Source organism: Bifidobacterium hominis, from assembly GCF_040095915.1.
Lineage (GTDB): Bacteria > Actinomycetota > Actinomycetes > Actinomycetales > Bifidobacteriaceae > Bifidobacterium > Bifidobacterium hominis.
Genome location: NZ_JBBMFR010000005.1, coordinates 1 through 23,036 on the forward strand (window position 1 = coordinate 1; position 23,036 = coordinate 23,036).

General features: G+C 54.9%; 20 protein-coding genes. 6 read left to right on the forward strand and 14 right to left on the reverse strand.

Translation table 11 applies throughout. The features are described 5' to 3' along the window. Window positions 1-159 precede the first annotated feature (159 nt). The gene (locus WMO36_RS04685) at window positions 160-756 is read right to left on the reverse strand and encodes a 50S ribosomal protein L25/general stress protein Ctc (RefSeq protein WP_099570623.1); all 597 of its coding nucleotides are present in this window, start codon (window positions 754-756) and stop codon (window positions 160-162) included. A 286-nt stretch (window positions 757-1,042) separates the two neighbouring features. On the opposite strand from WMO36_RS04685, the gene WMO36_RS04690 reads away from it, so the two are divergent. Next, window positions 1,043-2,038: an alpha/beta hydrolase gene (locus WMO36_RS04690; RefSeq protein ID WP_144166070.1), complete on the forward strand. Its 996-nt coding sequence runs from the start codon at window positions 1,043-1,045 to the stop codon at window positions 2,036-2,038. Window positions 2,039-2,253: 215 nt separating this feature from the next. Further along, a complete protein-coding gene (locus WMO36_RS04695) occupies window positions 2,254-3,540 on the forward strand; it encodes an OFA family MFS transporter (protein WP_144171275.1) in 1,287 nt (428 codons plus the stop codon). Here the strand turns inward: WMO36_RS04695 and WMO36_RS04700 are convergent. Next, on the reverse strand, window positions 3,532-3,672 hold the full coding sequence (locus tag WMO36_RS04700) for a hypothetical protein (RefSeq protein WP_180753641.1): 141 nt from the start codon (window positions 3,670-3,672) through the stop codon (window positions 3,532-3,534). The genes WMO36_RS04695 and WMO36_RS04700 overlap by 9 nt on opposite strands. A gap of 485 nt (window positions 3,673-4,157) precedes the next feature. After that, window positions 4,158-4,343, reverse strand: a complete 186-nt coding sequence (locus tag WMO36_RS04705) for a hypothetical protein (RefSeq protein WP_229027363.1) — start codon at window positions 4,341-4,343, stop codon at window positions 4,158-4,160. Here WMO36_RS04705 and WMO36_RS04710 point away from each other — a divergent pair. Beyond that, on the forward strand, window positions 4,342-6,390 hold the full coding sequence (locus tag WMO36_RS04710) for an excinuclease ABC subunit UvrA (RefSeq protein WP_236824269.1): 2,049 nt from the start codon (window positions 4,342-4,344) through the stop codon (window positions 6,388-6,390). The genes WMO36_RS04705 and WMO36_RS04710 overlap by 2 nt on opposite strands. A 65-nt stretch (window positions 6,391-6,455) precedes the next feature. Here WMO36_RS04710 and nrdF read toward each other — a convergent pair whose 3' ends face one another. The 5 genes from nrdF to nrdH are packed head-to-tail and all read right to left on the reverse strand — an operon-like array spanning window position 6,456 to window position 10,430. Further along, entirely contained in the window at window positions 6,456-7,448 is a 993-nt protein-coding gene (gene nrdF / locus WMO36_RS04715) for a class 1b ribonucleoside-diphosphate reductase subunit beta (protein ID WP_099570627.1), read from the reverse strand. Beyond that, window positions 7,414-7,554, reverse strand: coding sequence for a hypothetical protein (locus tag WMO36_RS04720; RefSeq protein ID WP_158332981.1), 141 nt, complete (start codon window positions 7,552-7,554; stop codon window positions 7,414-7,416). The genes nrdF and WMO36_RS04720 overlap by 35 nt, the downstream gene beginning before the upstream one ends. A gap of 25 nt (window positions 7,555-7,579) precedes the next feature. Then, on the reverse strand, window positions 7,580-9,763 hold the full coding sequence (gene nrdE / locus WMO36_RS04725; protein WP_271725032.1) for a class 1b ribonucleoside-diphosphate reductase subunit alpha: 2,184 nt from the start codon (window positions 9,761-9,763) through the stop codon (window positions 7,580-7,582). Window positions 9,764-9,765: 2 nt separating this feature from the next. Then, the gene (gene nrdI / locus WMO36_RS04730) at window positions 9,766-10,251 is read right to left on the reverse strand and encodes a class Ib ribonucleoside-diphosphate reductase assembly flavoprotein NrdI (RefSeq protein ID WP_430797537.1); all 486 of its coding nucleotides are present in this window, start codon (window positions 10,249-10,251) and stop codon (window positions 9,766-9,768) included. Further along, window positions 10,197-10,430: a glutaredoxin-like protein NrdH gene (gene nrdH / locus WMO36_RS04735; protein ID WP_039197963.1), complete on the reverse strand. Its 234-nt coding sequence runs from the start codon at window positions 10,428-10,430 to the stop codon at window positions 10,197-10,199. Before nrdH ends, nrdI begins: the two co-directional genes overlap by 55 nt. A 499-nt stretch (window positions 10,431-10,929) precedes the next feature. Between nrdH and WMO36_RS04740 the strand changes: the two genes are divergently transcribed. Together WMO36_RS04740 and WMO36_RS04745 are read left to right on the forward strand one after the other, a co-directional pair. Then, complete coding sequence (locus WMO36_RS04740; protein WP_099570630.1) at window positions 10,930-11,586, forward strand: TetR/AcrR family transcriptional regulator; 657 nt, start codon at window positions 10,930-10,932, stop codon at window positions 11,584-11,586. Between the two features lie 73 nt (window positions 11,587-11,659). Continuing rightward, window positions 11,660-12,943, forward strand: coding sequence for an MFS transporter (locus WMO36_RS04745; RefSeq protein WP_294448192.1), 1,284 nt, complete (start codon window positions 11,660-11,662; stop codon window positions 12,941-12,943). Between the two features lie 654 nt (window positions 12,944-13,597). Here the strand turns inward: WMO36_RS04745 and WMO36_RS04750 are convergent. The 4 genes from WMO36_RS04750 to WMO36_RS04765 form a co-directional block, all read right to left on the reverse strand. Next, the gene (locus tag WMO36_RS04750; RefSeq protein WP_099570632.1) at window positions 13,598-14,965 is read right to left on the reverse strand and encodes a riboflavin deaminase; all 1,368 of its coding nucleotides are present in this window, start codon (window positions 14,963-14,965) and stop codon (window positions 13,598-13,600) included. A gap of 243 nt (window positions 14,966-15,208) precedes the next feature. After that, window positions 15,209-16,654 (reverse strand): NAD(P)(+) transhydrogenase (Re/Si-specific) subunit beta, encoded by a 1,446-nt coding sequence (locus WMO36_RS04755; protein WP_099570634.1) that lies wholly within the window; start codon window positions 16,652-16,654, stop codon window positions 15,209-15,211. Continuing rightward, complete coding sequence (locus tag WMO36_RS04760) at window positions 16,655-16,960, reverse strand: NAD(P) transhydrogenase subunit alpha part 2 (protein WP_003809446.1); 306 nt, start codon at window positions 16,958-16,960, stop codon at window positions 16,655-16,657. 3 nt (window positions 16,961-16,963) lie between these two features. Further along, window positions 16,964-18,109, reverse strand: coding sequence for an NAD(P) transhydrogenase subunit alpha (locus WMO36_RS04765; RefSeq protein WP_099570635.1), 1,146 nt, complete (start codon window positions 18,107-18,109; stop codon window positions 16,964-16,966). Window positions 18,110-18,357: 248 nt separating this feature from the next. Between WMO36_RS04765 and WMO36_RS04770 the strand changes: the two genes are divergently transcribed. Continuing rightward, complete coding sequence (locus WMO36_RS04770; RefSeq protein ID WP_271724664.1) at window positions 18,358-20,394, forward strand: AMP-dependent synthetase/ligase; 2,037 nt, start codon at window positions 18,358-18,360, stop codon at window positions 20,392-20,394. Window positions 20,395-20,596: 202 nt separating this feature from the next. On the opposite strand, the gene era is transcribed toward WMO36_RS04770, so the two are convergent. Beyond that, window positions 20,597-21,595, reverse strand: a complete 999-nt coding sequence (era, locus tag WMO36_RS04775; RefSeq protein ID WP_099570637.1) for a GTPase Era — start codon at window positions 21,593-21,595, stop codon at window positions 20,597-20,599. Next, window positions 21,588-23,012 (reverse strand): hemolysin family protein, encoded by a 1,425-nt coding sequence (locus WMO36_RS04780; RefSeq protein WP_099570638.1) that lies wholly within the window; start codon window positions 23,010-23,012, stop codon window positions 21,588-21,590. The genes era and WMO36_RS04780 overlap by 8 nt, the downstream gene beginning before the upstream one ends. Between the last annotated feature and the right edge of the window lie 24 nt (window positions 23,013-23,036).

The following is a 23,036-nucleotide window of genomic DNA, read 5'->3' on the forward strand; positions in this document are numbered from 1 at the left end:
CCTCACGCATACGAAAGAACCGCACCTCCGATCATCGAATCTGAATTTCTTCAGTCCAACAATCGGGGTGCGGTTCATCTGAGCACATGGGCTTTTCATCATCTTTTACGGTTTTTCAAAACCGTAAGATGGAAGTTTGCTTTCTTAAGCTAGCTGAGCTCACTCAGCGTCGGCAGCCGGAGCGGCTTCGACCGGAGCAGCCTCACCGGCAGCGTCTTCCGGCACCTCGACGGTGACGACGGACTCTTCCGGATCCTCAACGTCGAGCACAACGCCTTCCGGCAGCACGACGTCCTTGGCGAAGACCTTGGAACCGTCGGTCAGGCCGTCAACGTTGACCACGATCTTCTCCGGCAGGTTGGCGACATCAGCGCGAACCTTGAGCTCCTGAATGTCGACGAATGCGACGGCAGCGCCCTTCGGGGTGCCCTCAACGAACACCGGCACCTCGACGTCGATCTTCTCGCCGGCCTTGACCTCATAGAAGTCAACGTGCTCGACGATGCGCTTCACCGGGTTGCGCTGAACGTCCTTGACGACGGCCATCTTGGTCTCTTCACCGTACTTGATGGTGAACAGAGCGTTGGTGTGGCGCAGGGACAGGGTGGTCTCCTTCATCGGCAGCTGCACGAAGACCGGCTCTTCGCCGCCTGCGTACACAGTGGCCGGAATGAGGTTAGCAACGCGCATGCGGCGGGCAGCGCCCTTGCCGAACTCGGTACGGGCAGCACCTTCGAGGGTAATGGTGGTAGCCATGGGCTATTTCTCCTTGTTGTATTCGTTCATTCTGTTTCGGCGCATCAACGAGCCGTGGAAAGAGCTCCTGCAAGGAGTTGTGAATCACACGCCGAGTCGATAACGGAAGCCATACGCTTCCCTCGCCAAGACAACATTCAACCAGTATACGGCAGGGACGGACATCATCGGAAAACGTCACAAATCAAAAATGGAAAAATCCGTCAAAGCACACGAAAACGCCGTATGCACGTACAATCGATAGTAATTGTGAACAATCCGTCAATCGCAAGGAATCGAGACAGCAATGAAGCATGACAATGGCACAATCGTTCGTGATATTTGCATCGCCACGGGAGCCGTGGCGGCTGCCTGTATCGCATCGTTGGCTGCGACTGCGAAATACCTGTTCCATTTCTGCATCGATACGCAATGGAAACGTTCCGTTTTCCATCAATCGCTGATTGCTCCGGAACGTATCGAGAAACTTCAGCAGGGTGAGGCAAAGGAAGCAGGAGAATGGTTCTCGCAAGCCAAACAGCCGGTGACGATTACCAGCGATGATGGACTTCGACTGCATGGATGGCTGTTCGATCCGGATTGCACTGCGCCGAAACCACACCTGTACGCGATCTGCATGCATGGCTATACCGGCGTGCCGGAGGAAACCGCAAAATGGGCACATCGTTACGCCCGCATGGGATTCACCGTATTGGTTCCGTCGCAGCGCGCCCAAGACCTGAGCGAGGGACGGTACGTCGGCATGGGCTGGCTTGAACGCAATGATCTACTGAATTGGATCGACCTTATCGTGTCGAGTGACGCCGACGCCCGTATCCTGCTGTATGGCGGTTCGATGGGCGCGGCAACGGTGATGATGACGACGGGAGACCCGCGTCTGCCGCGCAATGTGGTGTCCGCGATCGTCGATAGCGGCTACACGTCTGCACGCATGGTGTTCATCGACAACCTTCGGCATTCGTCGCATCTGCTGAAACCGCTTGCCGCGGCATGCGTGGATGCCACGGGATTGTTCTGCAAACATTATGCAGGGTACGATTTTTCGGAAGCCACCTGTCTGCAGTCGCTCAGACATACCGTCATTCCGATGCTGTTCATTCATGGCGAACAGGACGACATCGTGAGCTCACGTTTCCTCAAGATCAATTACGAAGCGTGCTCGAGCATCGATCGGGAAAAGCTCATGGTTCCCGACGCACGCCATATGGAAGCATCCGTCGTGGATCCCGAACTGTATTGGAACACCGTCAACGCCTTCATCAAACGCGCATTCGAATTGTGAGCCATGAAAACTGTGTCAAGACTCACATGAGATTTTCCTCATGTTTATCCCCAAAGTGAACATACGCAATGTTCATTTGTTGGAAAACCAATGAAATCAACGGCTTACCCACTCCTGTCACCTCCCGGCACGCTCAAGGCCATGGAATACTCCACCATTATCTTGTTGTTTGTTCGTCGCAGAGCGAACAAACAACAGAGAGGAACGAATATTACATGGTCAATCAACAACATGGGGGAAACCGTTGGGTGAGCGCTGTTATTCCGGCGTTGCTCATTCATATCTCAATCGGCACCGTATACTGCTGGAGCGTGTTCAAACAGCTGATCGCCGATCAGATGCATGTGGCCCCGGGCATTGTGGAATGGGGATTCTCGCTTGCCATCTTCTTTCTTGGCATGTCGGCCGCCTTCCTTGGACCCTTCGTCGAAAAGGACATCAAGAAATCGGCTTTGATCTCGACGGTCTGCTTCGTCTGTGGGTTCGCCGGTACCGGAGCCAGTATTGCGGCGGGATGGCTCCCCGGCGTGTTCATCTTCTATGGCGTGATCATGGGTATCGGGTTGGGCGTCGGCTATCTGACGCCGGTGAAGAACCTGATGCTGTGGTTCGCTGACAACAAGGGTCTCGCCACCGGCATCGCCGTCGCGGGATTCGGTCTGGCCAAGGCCATTGCAAGCCCGGTCATGCAGTGGCTGGTCTCCACGATTGGTCTGGCGCCCATGTTCTATGTTCTTGCCGTCGTATACGCGGTAATGATGCTGATCGGCTTCGCACTAATCAAGCGTCCAGCCGGATACGTGTATTCCGAACAGGCCCGCATCCGCCGTCGCGACATCATGAGAAAACCGGTGTTCTGGGCGATTTGGCTGGCCTTCTACCTCAACATCACCTGCGGTCTGGCATTGATCTCCCAAGAGAAGGACATCCTGCATGATGCGCTGTCCATCCTTCCAAAGTACGCGTCGCTGAACGCGACACAGCTGGCCACGGCCATTGCGGGAAGCATCAGCGTCATCCTGGCCGTCGATGCCGTGTTCAATGCTGCCGGACGTATCGGGTTCTCCGCACTGTCCGACCACTGCAAGCGCCGTGAAACCGCATATCTGGTGATTTTCATCATGTCCATCGCGGTGTGCGCGTTGCAGATCTTCACGCATTCGATTGACAACGGCACCCTATGGCTGATTGTGACGATGCTGTTCCTCATCAACGCCGGCTATGGCGGCGGCTTCTCCACGCTGCCGGTGCTGCTTGAGCAGCACTTTGGTATGAAGTCAGTGTCCACCGTGCACGGCCTGGCTTTGAGCGCGTGGGCGTTCGCCGGATTGTCCGGCAACCAGCTGGCGTCCTTCGTCGTCTCTCATACGACGGATGCGGCCCACCGATACAGCGCGCTGATTCCGATCATCACCGTACTGTACGCTGTCGCTCTCGTGTCTATCATCGCCGTGACGCTCGCCACGAAAGGCAAGAGCGCCAACGCCTTGTCATCACGCTGACACGGCGGACAAGCCTATCAACGCCTTACGCGGATGTTCTGGGCATTCGCCCGCAACCCGCTCCACGCCGAGGAACAGACTCCGGTCCTGTTCCTCGGCGAACTTCTTTCCATTGGTATATACGATGTACATGATTTCTTCCTTTCCCAATCCATTTCTCCGTATTCCACCGCATCACCTTCTGATTCACGCACACTGACGACAGCCATGAAAACAATGACATCCCCTCCGTTGCGGTCGAATATATGGATCAAATACCACATGCCGCAATACCATGACGGATAAGGCTCCCCTGCCCACGTGTTTTTCCGTCACACAGGTACTGTAGCAGGTATGGAACAATCATCTAGAGCTTTCCCACCGTCCCACATCGAAGTGCGCGGTGCCTGCGTACATAATCTCAAGAGCGTCGACGTCGACATTCCGTTGAACGAATTAGTCGGTATCGCCGGTATCTCCGGGTCCGGAAAGAGCTCTCTCGCTTTAGGTGTGCTATACGCTGAAGGATCCCGACGCTATCTGGAGGCTTTGTCGACGTATACCAGGCGACGTCTCACCCAAGCGAGTCGAGCGCAGGTAGTCGACATACGTCATGTGCCTGCGGCTCTCGCCCTCCATCAAAGACCTTCAGTGCCCGGCGTGCGATCCACGTTCGGCACGATGACGGAGTTGCTCAACAGTCTGCGTCTGTTGTTCTCCCGTTGCGCCTCACATGTCTGCGAGCATTGTGGCGTACGCAACCGTCCCACAATGAACGTGGCGGCCGAGTTGCCTATACGATGCGCATCCTGCAACCAACTCATGCATCCACCATCCGCCGAACAGCTGTCGTTCAATTCCGCCGGCGCATGCCCGACCTGCTCCGGAACAGGTATCGTGCGAATCGTCGACCGTGCTTCCCTGGTGCCAGACGAGACCAAAAGCATCGACGACGGCGCAGTATTACCATGGGGATCGTTGATGTGGGATCTGATGAAGCAGGTGTGCGGCGCGATGGGAGTGCGCACGAACATTCCATTCAACCAGCTGACCGACGCCGAGCGGGACATCGTGTTCAACGGCCCGGCCGTCAAGAAACATATTCTATACAAACCGAAGAAAGGCAATGATTTCGCCGAACTTGACTTCACGTACTTCAACGCCGTGTATACCGTGGAGAACGCGCTCGCCAAAGCCAAGGATGAGAAGGGTATCAAACGCGTGTCGAGATTCCTCAGCGAGAAACCATGTCCGGATTGTTTCGGTACGAGGCTTTCACAGCAGGCTCGTCAACCGCAGATTCTCGGTATTGATCTGGCACAAGCCACGGCGATGACACTTGACGAAACGATACGTTGGGTGCATTCAGTACCTAAGTCATTGCCGCAGGAGATGCGTGCGATGGCCACAGCCATCTGCGAATCGTTCGAGGATACGGCCGAGCGGCTCGTGGAACTCGGATTATGCTATTTGTCGCTTGACCGCGCAGGTGCGACACTGTCCACCGGCGAGCGCCAACGTGTGCAGTTGGCCCGTTCGGTGCGTAACCGCACTACAGGCGTGCTGTATGTGCTGGATGAACCGTCTATCGGATTGCATCCGGCGAATGTGGATGGACTGTTGGGCGTGATGCGCGATTTGGTGGCTGACGGCAATTCGGTGGTTGTGGTCGATCATGATACCCGTGTGCTTGCCGCGATGGATCATTTGGTGGAGATGGGTCCGACGGCTGGTGCCGAAGGCGGTCATGTGATCGCTCAGGGTTCGGTGGTGGATGTTGTGACGGCACCTGGTTCTCAGATAGCGCCTTTTCTGCGTGATGGTGGCAAAATACACGAGCGGGTGCGGCCGCAGATTGACTTAGATGCGATGTTCGCCAAGGGTCGGATTCATTTGGAGACGAATACCGTGCATACGGTGCATCCGTTATTGGTGGACATTCCGCGAGGGCGTCTCACTGTGGTGTCTGGCGTGTCGGGTTCCGGTAAGACGACGATGGTGTTGGAGACACTGGTCCCTGCGTTGCGCTCGGCCGTTGATGGTACCGTTTTCCCAAGCTCGATTCGTCTGATTGACGCGGATGGCATTTCGAAAGTGGAACTGATCGATGCCACGCCCATTGGAGCAAACATCCGTTCGACCGTGGCGACGTATTGTGGTGTTCACGATGATCTGCGTCGTGCGTTTGCGAAGACTTCCGATGCCCATAAGAAGAATCTCAAACCTGGCGCATTCTCATACAACACGGGCAAGTTGCGCTGCTCCACTTGCGATGGAACCGGTACCATTTCGTTGGACGTGCAGTTCCTGCCCGATGTTGACGTCACGTGTCCCGATTGCCATGGGACGCGGTATGCACAGACCGCCGATGACATTCGATTGGTTTGCGCGGACAGCGTCGCCCGTTCACTGCCGGAATTGATGTTGCTAAGCGTCGACGAGATGATGCCTCTATTGGATTTCCTACGTCCCGTTCGATCGAAACTGGCCACACTGCATGAGCTTGGCCTGGGGTATCTGACACTTGGCGAGCCGACTCCTGCGTTATCAGGCGGCGAAGCGCAACGGCTGAAGCTGGCCAGCGAAATGGGACGCGGACAGTCCGGTTCGGTATTCGTGTTCGACGAGCCTACGATCGGGCTACACCCGTTGGATGTGCTGGTATTACTACGCGTGTTCGACTCGTTGGTGGCTTCTGGGGCGACAGTTGTAGTAATCGAACATGATCTTGATGTAATCGCGAATGCGGATTATCTCATCGACATGGGTCCGGGCGGAGGCATGTCCGGCGGTCGCATCGTATGCGAGGGAACACCGGAAACGATCCGTGCCTGTCCTGACAGCGTCACGGGCAGATATCTGCGTGGATGATCCGACGCGAACTCGCCCGTGACGGTTTCCAATAGCTGCTTTCCTCGGGGTTGTCTGGGATACAGTCAGAAATCCCAGTCATCGTCGTCGGTCTCGACTGATTTGCCCATCACGTACGAGCTTCCCGAACCGGAGAAGAAGTCATGGTTCTCGTCGGCATTCGGACTTAACGCAGCAAGGATCGACGGGTTCACGTCGCAGATCTCTTGTGGAAAAAGCGCTGGATATCCGAGGTTCATTAACGCCTTGTTGCCGTTGTATCGCAGGAACTTTTCGACATCCTGCGTCAATCCGACAGGCTCGTAGAGGCTGCGCGTGTACTCCACCTCGTTGTCATACAACTCGTTGAGCAGGTCGTAGGTGTAGTCGCGCAGTTCACTGCGTTTGTCCTCGCCGACCCGCTCGAGCCCTTTTTGATATTTGTATCCGATGTAATAACCATGCACGGCTTCATCGCGGATGATCAAACGGATCACGTCGGCGGTGTTGGTGAGTTTGGCGTGCGCGGAGAAATACATCGGTAGATAGAAGCCTGAGTAGAACAGGAACGATTCCAGCAGCGTGGAGGCCACTTTGCGTTTGAGTGGACTGTCCCCCTCGTAATAGTCGAGCACGATGCGCGCTTTTCTTTGCAGATACTCGTTCTCTTCGCTCCAAGAGAACGCTTCGTCGATCTGTCGGGTGGAGCACAAGGTGGAAAAAATCGAGGAATAGCTTTTGGCGTGCACTGATTCCATGAACGCGATGTTCGTATAAACGGCTTCCTCATGCGGGGTAAGCGCATCAGGTATGAGGCTGACCGCGCCAACGGTTCCCTGGATAGTGTCAAGCAAGGTGAGGCCGGTGAATACGCGCATGGTCAACGTATGTTCGGCCTCGCTCATTCCGCGCCAAACGGGCAGATCATTGGAGACTGGCACTTTTTCCGGCAGCCAAAAATTGCCGGTCAGCCTGTCCCATACTTCAAGGTCCTTTTCATCCTCGAGTTTGTTCCAGTTGATGGCGCTCACGCGGTCAATGAGCTTAATTCTCTGCCGAGGTACGGATATCGGTGCCATGATGGTCGTCCTTTCTGATCGTCGTCTTATTGTCGCGGCCGTATAGCCGCCTGTATTCGTCCGGAGCCGTCAGACGAAGCATCGCGCGGTAAACCAAACGAGACATGCCTTTTCCTTTCAAGCCAAGAGTTTCACAACATGCAGCTGACGCAGCCTTGCACTTCGGTGCCAGACAACGCCTGCTGACGAATGCGGATGTAATACAGCGTTTTGATGCCTTTGCGCCACGCATAAATCTGCGCCTTGTTCAAATCTCGGGTAGTCGCCGTATCGGGAAAGAACAAGGTCAACGACAGACCCTGATCGACATGCCGTGTTGCCTCGGCATACGTATCGACAATGGCCTTCCATCCGATTTCGTACGCATCCGCGAAATACTGGAGATTGTCGTTGGTCATATAGGGAGCCGGATAGTAGATCCGTCCAATCTTGCCTTCCTTGCGAATCTCAATCTTCGAGGCGATAGGATGGATGGAACTCGTGGAATGATTGATGTACGAAATTGACCCCGTGGGCGGCACGGCCTGTAGATATTGGTTGAAGATACCGTCACGCATGATGTCGTCACGCAGACGCCGCCAATCATCCTCGTCGGGGATATGGATGCCACGTTGTGCGAACAGCGACGCGACTTTTCCGGTCTTCGGCACCAGCGATCGCTCGCCGTCCGTGTATTTGTCGAAATAGTTGCCTGCGCCGGCAGGCTTCGCATAGGCAGACCGTTCGAAGCCTCTAAACCGTGTCCCGCGTTCGACTGCGAGATCATGCGAGGCACGGTAGGCATGGTAGGCAACGGTCATGAAGTACATGTCGGTGAAGTCGAGGGCTTCCGGCGAACCGTACATGATCGATTCTCTGGCAAGGAATCCATGGAGGTTCATCTGTCCCAATCCGATGGCATGGCCTTCGTCGTTGGCGCGTCGGATGGATGGCACACACGCTATGTCCGTATGTTCCGACACTGAGGTCAGTGCGCGAATCGCACGTTCCACAGTTCGTCCCAAATCACCGTCCATCGCTTTGGCGATGTTGAGCGATCCAAGATTGCAGGACACGTCACGTCCCACGTGATCGTAGGACAGATCCTCATGATAGGTGCTTGGCTCCTGCACTTGGAGGATTTCCGAGCACAGGTTGCTCATGGCGATTCGCCCGTCGATCGGGTTGGCTCGGTTCACAGTATCTTCGAATACCATATACGGGTATCCGGATTCGAATTGCAATTCGGCCAAAGTCATGAAGAACTCTCGTGCGTCAATGTAGGTTTTTCCGATGCGTTCATCGTCCACCATATTCCGGTAGTTTTCACTGATGGAAACATCGGCGAAGGGTCTGCCTATGACGCGTTCGACGTCATATGGGCTGAACAGGGCCATACGTTCGTGTCTCTTCGCCAGTTCGAATGTAATGTCGGGAATCACTACTCCAAGAGCCAAAGATTTGATGCGAATCTTCTCATCCGCATTCTCGCGCTTGGTGTCGAGAAAACGCATGATGTCCGGATGATGAGCGCTGAGGTACACCGCACCGGCACCCTGTCTAGCGCCCAACTGGTTGGCGTAGCTGAAAGAGTCCTCAAGCAGTTTCATCACAGGCACAACACCGCTGGACTGGTGTTTGATGCGCTTGATGGGCGCGCCGGCCTCGCGCAGATTGCTAAGCAACAGCGCGACGCCTCCGCCTCGCTTGCTCAGCTGCAGTGCGGCGTTGATGCCACGCGATATGGACTCCATGTTGTCTTCGATACGTACGAGAAAACAGCTGACCGCTTCTCCGCGCTGCGCTTTACCGAGGTTGAGAAAAGTGGGAGTCGCCGGTTGGAAACGCCCTGATACGAGTTCTTCGAAATACGATTCGGCGGCTGCCTGGTCACCGGCGGCAAGCGCGAGCGCGACGGCGGCCGCGCGTTGCGGGAAGTTCTCCAGGTATTGTTTGCCGTCGAAGGTTTTCAATGCGTATGAGCGGTAGAACTTAAAGGCTCCGAGGAATGTATCGAATTCGAATCCGCAGTCGTCCACGTTGCGGTAGAACCTGTCAAGGAATTCGGCATCGTATTGGGCGAATACGGATTCATCGTAGTAGCCGTCTTCTATGAGCCGGCTGAGTCTGTCTTGCGTGGAGTTGAAGTGGACGGTGTTCGGCAGCACGTGCTTTTCGACGTACTCGCGTACGGCTTGGAGGTCTTTATCAAATTGGATGCGCCCCTGCTTGTCGTAGAGGTTCAGCATCGCGTTGAGCGAGTGCCAGTCATGGGCGCAATCGTAGGAGGCTGTAACGTCGGTTGCTGCGTGTGGTGTCGTTGAATCTTCTGGCATGGTTATCGTTGTTCCTGTTGTGTGTATTCGTCGAAAAATCTGCGCAGTCCTTCGCGCACGGTCTCGGTGTCTTCTGGAGTGCCCATCAGTTCGAACCGGTAGAGTAGCGGTACGCGGCATTTGGCCGCGATGATGTCGCCTGCGATGCCGTAGGCTTCGCCGAAGTTGGTGTTACCCGATGCGATGACTCCGATGATGCCGCTGCGGTTGCGTTCATCATTGAGGAATCGTTTGACTTGCACGGGCACTGCTTTGCCGATTGTTCCTCCGCCGTATGTAGGTGTCAGCAAGACATAGGGCTCATCCACATGCAGCTCCGGCTCGTCCGGCCGCAGCGGGATGCGCATTGCATGGATGCCGAATTCATCCAATCGGCATCCCTCCACGAAGCGTGTCGTATTGCCCGATGCCGACGAGAAGTACACCAGCGCGCTCACCTGCAGCGAGCCTCCAGCTCGTGGATTTTGTCGGGACGATACCCAGACCAGGATTCGCCGTCTGCGATGATGACCGGCATCTGCCGCCAGCCTTCGTTCCGCAATCTGTCGGAGATACGTGCGTCGGCCGTAATGTCGACAGCCCTATACGGAAGGCCCCGTTTGTCCAATTGGCGTTTTGTCGCCGTGCATTGTGGGCAGTTTGCTTTGGTGTATAACGTAATGTTCATGTTCCACGTCCTTTCACGACCGTACGTCGTTGGTACGTGGCACACATTATCCGAACGAAAATAAAAATCAAGACCACAACATACAGTGTCTCGCTGTCTTCTCAAACACTATATACGGCGTGTTTCCAGCATTGGCAACAGTTTCGGAGTCCTCAAGCAGGACGTGGACCGGATTTGTGGGATTTTTCACATCGGATGCAATCGTTCTTCACCGAAAGTCCCATGCCATAAAAGGCATATAGGAACCAAGGTCTTATTTCCTTTCGGGAACCCAGCCGTCACTCACTCAAGTTGACCTTGGACGCCCAATCATGCACTAACCGCAGAAAAGACAGACATCCCGCACCCCCGGCAACGCGGATTCAGGTTTCTTTGCAGAAATCTGCAGAGATTCTTTCGGTACACTTTTCGACCGAGCTGGGAGGCATCCGACATACCATACCGACCAACGGTATGTATAATGTTGGTGTATTCGACTCCACCTTTGAAGGAGAGGCATATGGCGCGCAATGCACACCCTGAGGTGACGCGACAGCGAATCCTTGACGCCGCGAAAAAGCTGTTCGCGCAAAAGGGGTATGAGCACACCACGATTCAAGATATTCTCGACGAGCTCGAAGACCTCAGCAAAGGCGCTATCTACCATCATTTCAAAAACAAAGAAGCGATGCTGCATGCGCTGGTAGATTCCGACAACGAACGACTTCTTCCCCAAGCAAATCAAGAGGATGGCTCGCGAAACGGATTGCAAAAACTACGCAATTCGCTCATGATGCAGATTACCGACGCCGAACATATGACCCTCATGCGCGATGCATTTCCCCTGCTGAACGACCCGAAAATCCTCGCCGAAAATCTTCGCATCTGGCGAACCGACAGCACCAAAATCGCATACGACTTCATCCAGGAGGGGTTAAAGGACGGTTCGATCACAACCGAATACCCTCAAGAAGCCGCGGAACTTTTTTCACTGCTATTCAATTACTGGCTAGCCCCAAACTTCTACCCCATCACTACCCCTAGTGAATTCAAGCATCGCATCCACTGTCTTGGATTGATTATGGACTCGCTCGGAGTTCCACTTATCGATCACGACAGTGATATGGAAGATCGGCTTGCGGAAGGCTTCTTCCTACTCGCCAGCAATCCGCAATAAAAGCTCGGCAATATCAATCTATCTTTATTTGCACTTTTTTACATACCGTCAGTCGGTATCGAAAGGAATAATCATGAAAAACTCGTCAGAAACGACGCTCCAATCCAGCTTGCGCTCCGCAAACTTCATCCTGCTTGTACTCGGTCAAGGCATTTCCTTGTTCGGCAATACCATGCTCCGATTTGCCATGTCCATGTGGGTACTGGACGAAACCGCATCATCCACGACCTTCGCCACTGTGCTGGCCATATCCGTCATTCCGACCATACTTATCAGCCCATTCGGAGGTGTTATGGCCGACCGAGTAAGCAAACGTGCCATGATGGTGGCGCTCGATATCATCTCAGGAATCGTCACGCTGCTCGCGACTGTGTTTTTCACACTATCCGGATTCAACATTCTCGCCATCGCCATCATGCAGGTAGTATTGGCAGTACTCGATGCCATGGAAACTCCCGTCGTACAATCCGCACTGCCACAAATCATCGGAAGAGAGTCCTCCACTGACCTTCGCCGAGGCACGGCCATCATCAACCAAGTGCAGCAGCTCAGCCAATTACTCCCGAGTTTCCTAGGTGGCGTGATGTACGGGCTGATTGGCATTCGACTGATGATGCTCATCACCGCAGCATGTCTTATGTCGGCAGCCATGGTTGAATGCTTCATCAGACTCGCGAAGCCCCTATCGAATCAAGATGATGCCGGCATCTGCCTACTCGGCGTCATTATCGGCGATATGCATTCGGCGACCGCTTTCCTGCTTCGCAAGGAGCCGACCGTAGCACGATTAGCCGGTGTTTGCACATGGATTAATCTGATACTGACTGGATTCAGTTCAGTAAGCTTTCCTTACATTATTCGAACTACGTTAGGCTACGATGCGGCGACATATGGTCTATGCGATGGCATTATCGGCATTGCCGGCATAGCGGGAACATTCATCGCTGGGTGTTTCGCCAACTGTTTGAAATCACGAAACGCCCCTTCGTTGTTGTTTGTGGAAAGTCTTATGCTGCTTCCGCCGACCATCGCCTTCCTGCTTCCATGTTCAACGCAAACCAAGCTCATCATGCTGGTGCTCTGCACTGCGGTAGTCATAATCGCCGTTGATTTCTTGAACCTCATTCTCGTGCCATCTATTCAGATGAGGACGCCAACCGCGATTACAGGCAAGGTCATGGCCATTATTTCATCGTTGACGATATGCGCCCAGCCACTCGGGCAAATGCTTTACGGATGGCTGCACGCACATTGCACGGTTTGGCTTATTCTGCTGATTTCAGCACTGGCATCACTGCCCTTGGCATGGCTGGCTCGCCCACTGTTTATGCACCTTGACGATACGATTTCCAAGTAAGGCAGGGGAATGAAGCCAATATACGAATGTCCGTATGCTGAGAATGTCGCCCAACATATTGCGATTCGGCTTGAAATCAGCTTTTCTTAAACGAATGTCTTTCCGCTTACAACGAATCATCACCAGCGCGACGATCACACTGATGGCCTGTGCAGGGATTGCGCCAAGAGCCGCATCTGCCGGACCAAGCTGAAGATACCCCATGAACAGGTAGACGAGTGCGATATTGAAACACTGATTCCCAAGCTAGCCGGAACCACTTGGCTGAATCACTATCTTGAGAGCCTGCCGAATCTGGAAGCCCAGAAACAGATGTGCAGACAAGTTATCAGCATGTGACGTTCAACGGCTGACATCAGTTATATAGGAATGTTCGATCGGGGTTCTTTGGCACGGCATGTCCAAAATTGTTGCGCCTATGCGGATTGGACGTCCACGCTGGTGGAAGTGAATTGCGTAAACGAGAACTTCTGTCTGACATTCACGCAGAAGTTCACCACAGATAGATACGTAAAAGCATTTCGCGAATTGTTGGAGCAACGCGGCATAGCATGCACCGAGATCGAAGAGACAGAGTTCATCTGAACGTTCCGCCATTCAATCTCGGCACAACCACGATACACACGCTTAGACGTTCGCGATCTAAGAGGTCGATCAGTCGCCGACTGAAACCGGCCTCCCCTCGTTGCCTCCCGTCTCATCCACGCTTCCCATGTATGGACCCATCAGATCGATATATTCCTTCGCGTCATGAGCGAGAAGCGCACGCGTGGCACGTAGGGATTCGATATCTCTTGGAAAACGGTACAGCGCAACCATTGTCGACAGATCCCTAAGCCCGTTACAAGTGTCCATTAATTGTTTCTTCTCCTTTCGCGGTGCGAAAAGCGCATCATCCCTACTTTCCGGCTCCGGGAAGCAGATATACCCTCCCAATGTCATCACCAACCCCATCCCTTTAACGGATTCAGTCGTTCGTTTCAGACTTTCCACTCCCTGCTGGAACATCTTGTCGTCTCGGGTCCGGAACCCTTCAGTAAGTGGCCGCGAGCCCACCGCCCCCAATAACGACAGGGCAAGATCATGCAGGTACAGCGGATCCTCCCAAATGCTCGCCACCTGATATGCGCCCTTCTGGTAAACGCGTTCCATGATTTGCGAAGCTGACTCAGTCTGCTTGTTCCACAAAGCACGATACGCTTCCACGATTTTCTCGGCATCGTACAGATATCGCGCATCCATACACGCGGGATATTCAAGCAACATGGATTCGGCCAGGTCGGCATTGCAGGCATAGTCCAGATCGGCTTGAATTCTAAGATCGCGCAGATGGTCGCACAGATTGCGATAGGAGAAGTCTTCATCGCATCCGGAATCCACCACTTTCGGATCGTCCCTCAGCATGCACATGCCGATACCGCCATATCCAAGCACCATCAACGCAACATCGGCCGCACGCGGCTCTTCCTCGCCCCAACGCAGCAGACTGTACGCGGCCAGCCAATATACTTCCTGCAAATATTCAGCCATGCAGGCCAGTCTCTTCTTTTTGCCGGTAGCGTATTTTCCACCCTTTTTCTTGCTTCTCCGAAACACATCCTTGGTGTAAGTCAATCCAATCTGGAATGGCATTCTGCTGCTGGGCCTTTGCAAAGCCACCGCTATCGAAGCGTCATTGATCATTTCATAGAGCCAAACGCTCATACCGTACTTACGCACGATGTTACGGCATCCATCAAGAAAATTCGCATCATGCTCAACCAGATCATAATCGAACGAAATCATGGCCCACGCCAGATTCGCCACCCATGATGTGCTGCAGAATAATTCCTTTCCCAGTTCACAGACTTTTTCGTCAAAAAGCGAAAGAGATCCGATCTCACCGTATTCATCGTGGATTTTTCCCAATTCCGCAAGATATTTGCCAGAACTGTATCCATCAAACCGCTCGATAAGTTCTTCGATCGTTGCCAAAAATCCCTGTTCATCCATATGGAACGGGCCAGTGATTATTTCCGCCATGTGCAACTCCTTTGTTGTAGGGTGCACCTACTGTCTCATATTCAAATCATCTTGCGCCACCGGACCTTGAAAATCTGTGGATATGTGGAAAACTCCGCCCATATCCACAGGCGAATAACGACTGTGGATAACTCACAATTCGCATGCAACAGACCTGATCTTACGAAAATCACCATATGCAAAAAGGTCCCTTCCATCACTGGAAGGGACCTTTCAGAACACATCAACGCAACGTTTCAGCTGTTAGTTGATGAGCTCCTTGACTGCCGCAATAACGGCCTGCAGGCTTGCCTTGGCGTCGCCGAAAAGCATCTGCGTGTTGTCTTCGAAGTACAGTTCGTTCTGGATACCGGCATAACCGGTACCGCGACCGCGCTTCATGACCACCACGTTCTGGGCCTTGTCGACGTCGAGGATCGGCATGCCGGAGACCGGGGTGCCCGGCTTGCGTGCGGCCGGGTTGGTCACGTCGTTGGCGCCGACTACAAGAGCCACGTTGGCCTGCGGGAACTGCGGGTTGATGTCGTCCAGGTCGACGAGCTCCTCGTACGGCACGTTGGCTTCGGCGAGCAGCACGTTCATGTGGCCAGGCATACGGCCTGCCACCGGGTGGATGGCGTAGGAGACTTCGACGCCATGGTCCTTAAGAAGCACACCAAGATCGGCGAGCTCGCGCTGGGCCTGGGCCTGGGCCAAGCCGAAGCCCGGTACAAAGATGACCTTCTCGGCATACACGAGCTGCACGGCCAAATCGTCTGCGGAAGTTTCCTTCATTGTGCCTTCCGGACCTTCACCGGCGCCAGCGGCGGCATTGGCACCACCGAAACCGCCTGCGAGCACGGACAGCAGCGGACGGTTCATGGCCTTGGACATGGCGATGGACAGGGTCACACCGGCTGCACCAACCAGTGCGCCGGCCACGATCAGAGCGATGTTGTTGATGGCCAAGCCAGACATGGCCACTGCAGTGCCAGTGCAGGCGTTGAGTACGGAAATGACTACCGGCATATCGGCGCCGCCGATCGGGATGACGAACACGAGACCGTAGCACAGCGCGAACACGGTGGTGAGTACGGACCACAGCAGACGCTGGCCCGGCTGCACGCACAGCATGATAAAGGATGCGACGGTCAGTACGGCGAACAGAATGTTCCAGAAGCCCTTGCCCGGCAAGTTCAGCTTCTTCACCCACTTGATGCCCTGCAGCTTGCCGGCTGCGATCAGAGAGCCGGAGAACGTGACGGAACCGATCATGATGCCCAAACCAGCGGTGATCAGCACCACGATGGACGGAGTGCCTTCGGAGGTCAGAATGTCGTTCAAAGCCACAAGCGCGGCGGCGCCACCACCCACGGTGTTGAATACGGAAACAAGCTGCGGCATGTCGGTCATCTTGACCTTCTTGGCGGAAACCACACCGGCGATGGCACCGATGATGATGCCGGCGATCAGCAGCACAACGGCAACGCCATGCTGGAATCCGTTGGAGATCTCACCTGCGAACAGCACGATGAACGCCATGACCACGGCGAGAATCATGCCGACAGCGGAGACCATATTGCCCTTGCGGGCGGTCTTCGGAGAGTTCATCAAGTGCAGGCCGATAACGAACATCACGGCGGCCAGCAGATAGACGAACCATTCGATGACGCCGAGCGGCGTGCTCAGCATTTCAGCCATGGTACCCATTTACTTGGCCTCCTCTTCCTTCTTCTTGCCCTTGTCGGACTTGAACATTTCCAGCATGCGGTCGGTGACGACGTAACCGCCGACCACGTTCATCGTGCCCAGCACTGCGGCCAGGAAGATGAACACCCAGGCGAGCGGGCTGGTGGCATGCGCGGCGACGATGACGACACCGGCGATGACGATGCCGTGGATCGAGTTCGCGCCCGACATCAACGGAGTGTGCAAGGTGGCCGGCACCTTACCGATAACCTCAACGCCGATGAGCAGCGCGAGGACGAACAGAGTGATCGCAACAACGATATCCATTGCTTACTCCCCTTCCTTCTTGGCTTCCTCGCCGCGGCCGGCCACGACCATGGCGTTGTCAAGCTCTTCGTTCAGATCGATGGCCAGCTTGCCGTCACGCACGAAATGCGCGAACACGTCAGCCACATTGCGGCTCAGCAGGTTGGATGCGGTAGTGGAAACGCCGCTTGACAGGTACGGAGCGCCAATGATGGTCACACCGTTCTCGGTAACCTGAGTACCGACGGTGGAACCTTCGACGTTGCCGCCGAGGTCGCTTGCCGCGCAGTCGACGATCACAGCGCCACGGTGCAGTCCGGCCACGCCAGCCTTGGTCAGCAGAACCGGAGGCTTGCGGCCGGGAACCTTGGCGGTGGTGATGACGATGTCGAAACCGGCAGCCTTCTGGTCGACGGCAGCCTGCTGCTGGGCCTGCTCTTCGGCGCTCAGCGCGCGGGCATAGCCGCCCTCACCCTGCCCCTTGGAGAAATCAAGACCCAGATCCAGGAACTTGGCACCCAAGGATTCGACTTCACCCTTGGAGGCCGGGCGCACGTCGTATGCGGTGACGACCGCACCAAGACGCTTGGCAGTGCCGATGGCCTGCAGGCCGGCGATACCGGCGCCAAGAATGAGCACTTTGGCCGGGCGGATCGTGCCAGCGGCAGTGGTCATCATCGGCAGGAACGAACCATAAGCGTTGGCTGCCACAATGGCGGCCTTGTAACCCATCACGGAGTTCTGGGAGGTCATTTCATCCATGGACTGAGCAGAGCTCAACTGACGCGGCAGCTTCTCCATGGCGACACCGACCAAGCCGGCCTTCTCAATCGCAGCGATATAACCGGCATCGGTGAACGAGCCAAGCATACCGATAATCCAAGTACCCTGCTTGATGCGAGCGATCAACGCATCGCTCGGACGATCGACAAAACCAAGCGCATCAGCACGCGCAATCACTTCATCAGCGGAGACGACCTGCGCTCCGGCTTTAGTATAATCCTCATCAACATAATGCGACGCGACTCCCGCACCGGTTTCAATCAGGCAATTAACACCCGATTTACGCAACCTCGCTACGATATCCGGTGTCAGAGCAACGCGAGACTCGTGTTCGGAAGTCTCATTGAGAACTCCGAAGACCACAGTGGCTTCAGCTTTTTCAGCCATAGGTGCCCTTTCTTCCTCGTTAAAGAAATCAAAATGAACAGGTACAGCGCACCAGTGTAACGTAGGTCACACCTTCGCATGAAGAAAAGTTCACCTATTGAATCCTATTGAATGGCATTCCATGACGATTTCTTCATGCAGCGCTTTGTTAGCGCATACGCTTTCCCTACGCTACCGTAAGGTGACGTGTCGCGTTCAAGGGTCTATCATTCCTACAGATATTGGATTTAGATGTGTAGGAGAGTCACGTGTCCGTCATCACCTCTTTGAACAAGCGAGCTGCAAATCTCGCGCAGAAGGCACTGCGTCTGGGCGGTGACTTCGTTCACCCCGTCAGCGACGATTCCGGTAACAATCCGGACTACAACGATCCGAACAACATCATCTCCCCCGACGGTCATATCGATCTTCCGCACACCGTCGAGTGGGGCGAAGGATTCCCATCCACCACGTTCCTTGACCCGGAAACCGGTTTACTGACCACCAAAACCGAGGGACAGCCGCCGCTGGACGAGGGCACCACAATTTACGACATCTACGCCAATCGTGCCGAACGTATGGGTGACGAACCGCTCTACACCTATAAATCGGATAGCGAATGGGTAACCAAAACCGGCAATGAGGTGCTTGCCGATATTCGCCAGATCGCCAAGGGCCTGATGCATTACGGCCTGAAGAAGGGCGATGGCGTGGCGTTCATGTGCCGCACCTCTTACGCGTGGGATGTGTTCGACGCGGCCGTTATGGCGTGCGGCGGCGTGCTTGCCACGATCTATGACACGGATTCCGCGGAACAGATTCGCAACATCGTCAATAATTCCGATTCGCGTCTGCTGGTGGTCGAAACCACCGATATGCGCACCAAGGCCGACGGCGCCGAAAAGGAATGCCCGACGCTTGAACATATCATTTGCTTCGAAAACGGCGGTCTTGACGAAATCATGGCCTATGGTTCGGGCGTGAGCGACGAAGAGCTCGACGCACGCATTGATTCCATCAAGAAAACCGACCCGTGCTCCATCGTATACACGTCCGGTTCCACCGCCGCACCGAAGGGCGTGGAGATGACTCATGAGCATTACTGCACCACCGCGTTGAATCTTCCGGCATACATGCCGCAGCTGCTGCACGAGAAGAAGAACAGCGTGCTGTTGTTCCTTCCTCAGGCTCACTCCTTCGCGCGCGCCATCAACTACATCTGCGTGGCCAGCGAGCTGCATATTTACATCGCGCAGGGCATCAAGACGCTGATCGCCGATCTGCAGGTCGCCAAACCGTCCGTTATGATCGTTGTTCCGCGTGTGCTCGAGAAGGTATACAACGCGGCTTCGCAAAAAGCCGGACATGGCGCCAAAGGCGTGGCTTTCGCCGCGGCGGTTGTGGCAGCTCAGAATTATATGAAGGAAATCAGTGCAAAGGGCAAGGCTAGCGCTCTGGCCAAGGCTCGCCGTATGGCGTTCGATCCGATGGTCTACGCTTCGCTGCGTGAGGTACTCGGCGGACGTGCCCAGTGGATTGTGGCGGGCGGCGCTCCTCTCGATCCGGAACTGATGGCGTTCTTCCGTGGCGCCGGCGTGCCCGTGTATGAGGGCTATGGTTTGACCGAAACCACCGCTCCGTGCGCGTTCAACCCGCTTGGTGTGCCATATCATCAAGGTTCCGTTGGTGTCGCCTTCCCCGGTTTCGAGCTTCGTATTGCCGAGGACGAGGAGATTCAGGTCAAGGGTACGGCGGTGTTCCCGAAGTATCACAAGAACGAAGAGGCTACTGAAGATTCGTTCACCGAGGATGGCTGGTATCGTACCGGCGATTTGGGACGTATCGATGATGATGGCTTCCTGTACATTATCGGACGTAAGAAGGATCTGATCATCACCGCGGGCGGCAAGAACGTTTCTCCCGGCCCGATTGAAGAGGTTATCAAACGCTGCGAATTCGTTTCCCAGGCGCTGGTGCTCGGCGACAAGCGACCATTCATTTCCGCTCTGGTCACGCTTGATGAGGAATCCTTGCGTCCGTGGTTGGAAAGCAAGGGACTTGACCGCGATATGCCAATGGAGGATGCCGCCAATAATGCAGCGGTCCGCGCCGAAGTGCAGAAGTGGGTCGATCAGGCCAACGAAGGCGTTTCCCGTGCGGAATCCGTACGCAAGTTCATCATTCTGCCGGAGGAGTTCACCCAGGAGAATGGTTTAATGACCTCCTCCATGAAGGTGATTCGTCCGAAGGTCATTCAGCGTTATGCCACTTTGCTGAACACGCAGATGTACACCAAGAAGAAGTAACCTTCGAACAGCAATGAAATGAGGTCTGACTCCCACAGGAGTCAGACCTCATTTCATTGTAATAAACCCGCTGCGAAGCGGATCCTAAGCAGATCAGAAGCCTAGCTTCTCGAGCTGTTTGGCTGAACCGTCAAAAGGACAGTCCAGTGGACTGTCCTTAGGTGAAGTGAGCAGCTTCGCTGCGAAGCGGATCCTAAGCAGATCAGAAGCCTAGCTTCTCGAGCTGTTTAGGATCCGACTGCCATCCCTTGGCAACCTTGACATGCAAATCGAGTTTCGCTTTCTGACCGACGATGCGGTTGACCGGCGTGCGCAGCTTCTTTTTGACGCGCACAAGATGTTCCGCTCCCCTGCCGATGATGATCGGCTTTTGGGAATCTCGCTCCACATAAATCGATACAATCACTTGAGCTTTGCCATCGTATGATTCTCCGCTATCGTTGTCTTCTGGATATTCAATGGAGTCCACGACCACGGCCAGCGAGTGCGGCAGCTCATCATCCAACTCTTCCAGGAAGGCACCGCGTACCAGTTCCGCAATGGTTTCTTCCGGACGTTCTTCGGTGATCTGTTCGGCCGGATACATTTGCGGACCTTCAGGCATGTTTTCGATAAGCACGTTCTTGACCTCGGCAAGATTGTCGTGCTTGAGTGCGCTGACTGGCACGATATCGGTGAAATCGGCGAACTCGTTGATTTCGATAAGCTTGCTGATCAGTCCTTCACGGCTCAATTCGTCGATTTTAGTGACGATGGCAATCAGCGGCACTTTCCATTTGAACGTGCCGTCATCGCGCTTCACTGCAAAATCGGAACGCAGACGACTCAAAATGCGCTTGTCGCCTGGACCGATCTCCTGATCACCGGGCAGCAGGAAAGCAATGGCGTCCACGTCGGCAAGAGACTCATCCACAACATCATTCAGGCGCTGCCCCAACAATGTGCGCGGGCGATGGATACCGGGCGTGTCAACCAAAACGATCTGCGCATTATCTGTGGTAAGAATGCCACGAATGGCCTTACGTGTGGTTTCCGGTCGAGATGATGCGATGGCGATCTGCGTGCCGATCAACGCGTTGATCAACGTCGACTTACCTACGTTCGGACGTCCTACCACGGCAACGAAACCGGAACGATATGGAACGGGCGTGGTGGAATCGGAATGGTTGGAGGGCGTCTCAGTCATTGCTGCGTCAGTCATGCTCGTCTTTGGAATCCTTATCGTTGTCGGATGCCTCTTCGGTATCATCCGCATGTTCTTCGTTACGTGTTTCAGTTTCGTCCACGCCCTCGACGTGGACCGGTTCCACCACAATGGTCGACACCTTCTTGCGTCGTCCCGCGGAATCGACTGCGGTCATACGCAATCCTCGGGTGACTGCGGAAGAACCGACGATTGGCACGCGTCCCAACAATTTGGTCAACAATCCGTAAACGGTGTCGACGTCATCCTCGTCAATGTCGATTTCGAAAATCTCTTCCAAATCGGCGATCGGCGTGCGGGCTGGCATGCTCCATTTTTTGTCGCCGATTTGTTCTGGATCGGCATGTTGCGTGCGATCATGTTCGTCTTCCAGCTCGCCCACGATTTGTTCTATGGCGTCTTCAATGGTGACCATGCCTGCGATGCCGCCGTATTCGTCCACGACGATGGCGACATGTTGGCGTGTGCGTTGCATTTGATGGAACAGGTCGTCAACCGGTTTGGATTCGGGTACCAGCATCGGATCACGGACTATCGATTCGACTTCGCGCGTCATCGCCGCATGGTTGAAAGCCGTCGCGCGCACGGCGTCCTTCAGATAGGCCACGCCGACCAGATCGTCCACATCGTCGCCAATGACCGGCACGCGCGAGAATCCGGAACGGGAGCAAAGCTTCAACATGTTTTCCAACGTCTCGCCTCGCTCGATGCAGATCATGTCGGTGCGCGGCACCATGATCTCACGGGTCAGTGTTTCGGAAAGCGTGAGTACATTTCGTAGCATTTCGGAAACTTCGGGGTCGAAATCGTTGGCCTCAACCAAACGGTCGATGGTCGCGCGCCCCTGCTCGATCTGGATCTTCTCGAGTTCCTCGTCGTCGGAAAGATCGTTGCCACGACGCTTCGTGCCCTTTTGTCCGCCGATTTTCGCGAATGGGGTCAACAGCACCGCAATGGAGACGGTATCCGCATGCTGCAGCATGATGTCGACGGGCTTGGATGCTCCAGCACTACGCGGACGCACCAGCAGCGAAATCACCGCCACGACGATGGCAAAAACAAATCCGGCAAGCAATTCGGCCCATAGTGGAGCGTCCAGCATGCCTGCGATCACAGTTACAAGCACACCGTCAAGCACATTGCAGCAAATACGGAAGAACGCGCACGATCCTGCGGTGGCATACCGGTCGGCCACCAGCCGCTGGACCTTATGGATACGCTTGATCTTCTTGTCGCGAATGAACTGCGAAAGTTCCGCATCCGTCTGAACTTCAAGAATCAGGTTGTTCAGGCTCGCCCGGGTCACACGTCCCACAGCGCCTTCGGTGGCAGCCATCGAAAGAGACAGCCAGACCAGCAGCAACGCTACCACGGCAAGTACCGCGACCACCGCAATCATTGTCTCCTGCACCATAATTCAGCCCCCATCATGCCGGAC

Bases quoted from the DNA above. Each gene is read 5' to 3' on its own strand.
- WMO36_RS04700 (WP_180753641.1), bottom strand. From the start codon at position 3,672: ATGTACATCGTATATACCAATGGAAAGAAGTTCGCCGAGGAACAGGAC.
- WMO36_RS04685 (WP_099570623.1), bottom strand. From the start codon at position 756: ATGGCTACCACCATTACCCTCGAAGGTGCTGCCCGTACCGAGTTCGGC.
- WMO36_RS04710 (WP_236824269.1), top strand. From the start codon at position 4,342: ATGCATCCACCATCCGCCGAACAGCTGTCGTTCAATTCCGCCGGCGCA.
- WMO36_RS04750 (WP_099570632.1), bottom strand. From the start codon at position 14,965: ATGGCGGAAATAATCACTGGCCCGTTCCATATGGATGAACAGGGATTT.
- WMO36_RS04755 (WP_099570634.1), bottom strand. From the start codon at position 16,654: ATGGGTACCATGGCTGAAATGCTGAGCACGCCGCTCGGCGTCATCGAA.
- nrdE (WP_271725032.1), bottom strand. From the start codon at position 9,763: ATGCCAGAAGATTCAACGACACCACACGCAGCAACCGACGTTACAGCC.
- WMO36_RS04780 (WP_099570638.1), bottom strand. From the start codon at position 23,012: ATGGTGCAGGAGACAATGATTGCGGTGGTCGCGGTACTTGCCGTGGTA.
- WMO36_RS04765 (WP_099570635.1), bottom strand. From the start codon at position 18,109: ATGGCTGAAAAAGCTGAAGCCACTGTGGTCTTCGGAGTTCTCAATGAG.
- WMO36_RS04760 (WP_003809446.1), bottom strand. From the start codon at position 16,960: ATGGATATCGTTGTTGCGATCACTCTGTTCGTCCTCGCGCTGCTCATC.
- nrdF (WP_099570627.1), bottom strand. From the start codon at position 7,448: ATGGCACCGATATCCGTACCTCGGCAGAGAATTAAGCTCATTGACCGC.
- WMO36_RS04695 (WP_144171275.1), top strand. From the start codon at position 2,254: ATGGTCAATCAACAACATGGGGGAAACCGTTGGGTGAGCGCTGTTATT.
- WMO36_RS04690 (WP_144166070.1), top strand. From the start codon at position 1,043: ATGAAGCATGACAATGGCACAATCGTTCGTGATATTTGCATCGCCACG.
- WMO36_RS04720 (WP_158332981.1), bottom strand. From the start codon at position 7,554: ATGTCTCGTTTGGTTTACCGCGCGATGCTTCGTCTGACGGCTCCGGAC.
- WMO36_RS04705 (WP_229027363.1), bottom strand. From the start codon at position 4,343: ATGAGTTGGTTGCAGGATGCGCATCGTATAGGCAACTCGGCCGCCACG.
- nrdH (WP_039197963.1), bottom strand. From the start codon at position 10,430: ATGAACATTACGTTATACACCAAAGCAAACTGCCCACAATGCACGGCG.
- WMO36_RS04745 (WP_294448192.1), top strand. From the start codon at position 11,660: ATGAAAAACTCGTCAGAAACGACGCTCCAATCCAGCTTGCGCTCCGCA.
- era (WP_099570637.1), bottom strand. From the start codon at position 21,595: ATGACTGACGCAGCAATGACTGAGACGCCCTCCAACCATTCCGATTCC.
- WMO36_RS04740 (WP_099570630.1), top strand. From the start codon at position 10,930: ATGGCGCGCAATGCACACCCTGAGGTGACGCGACAGCGAATCCTTGAC.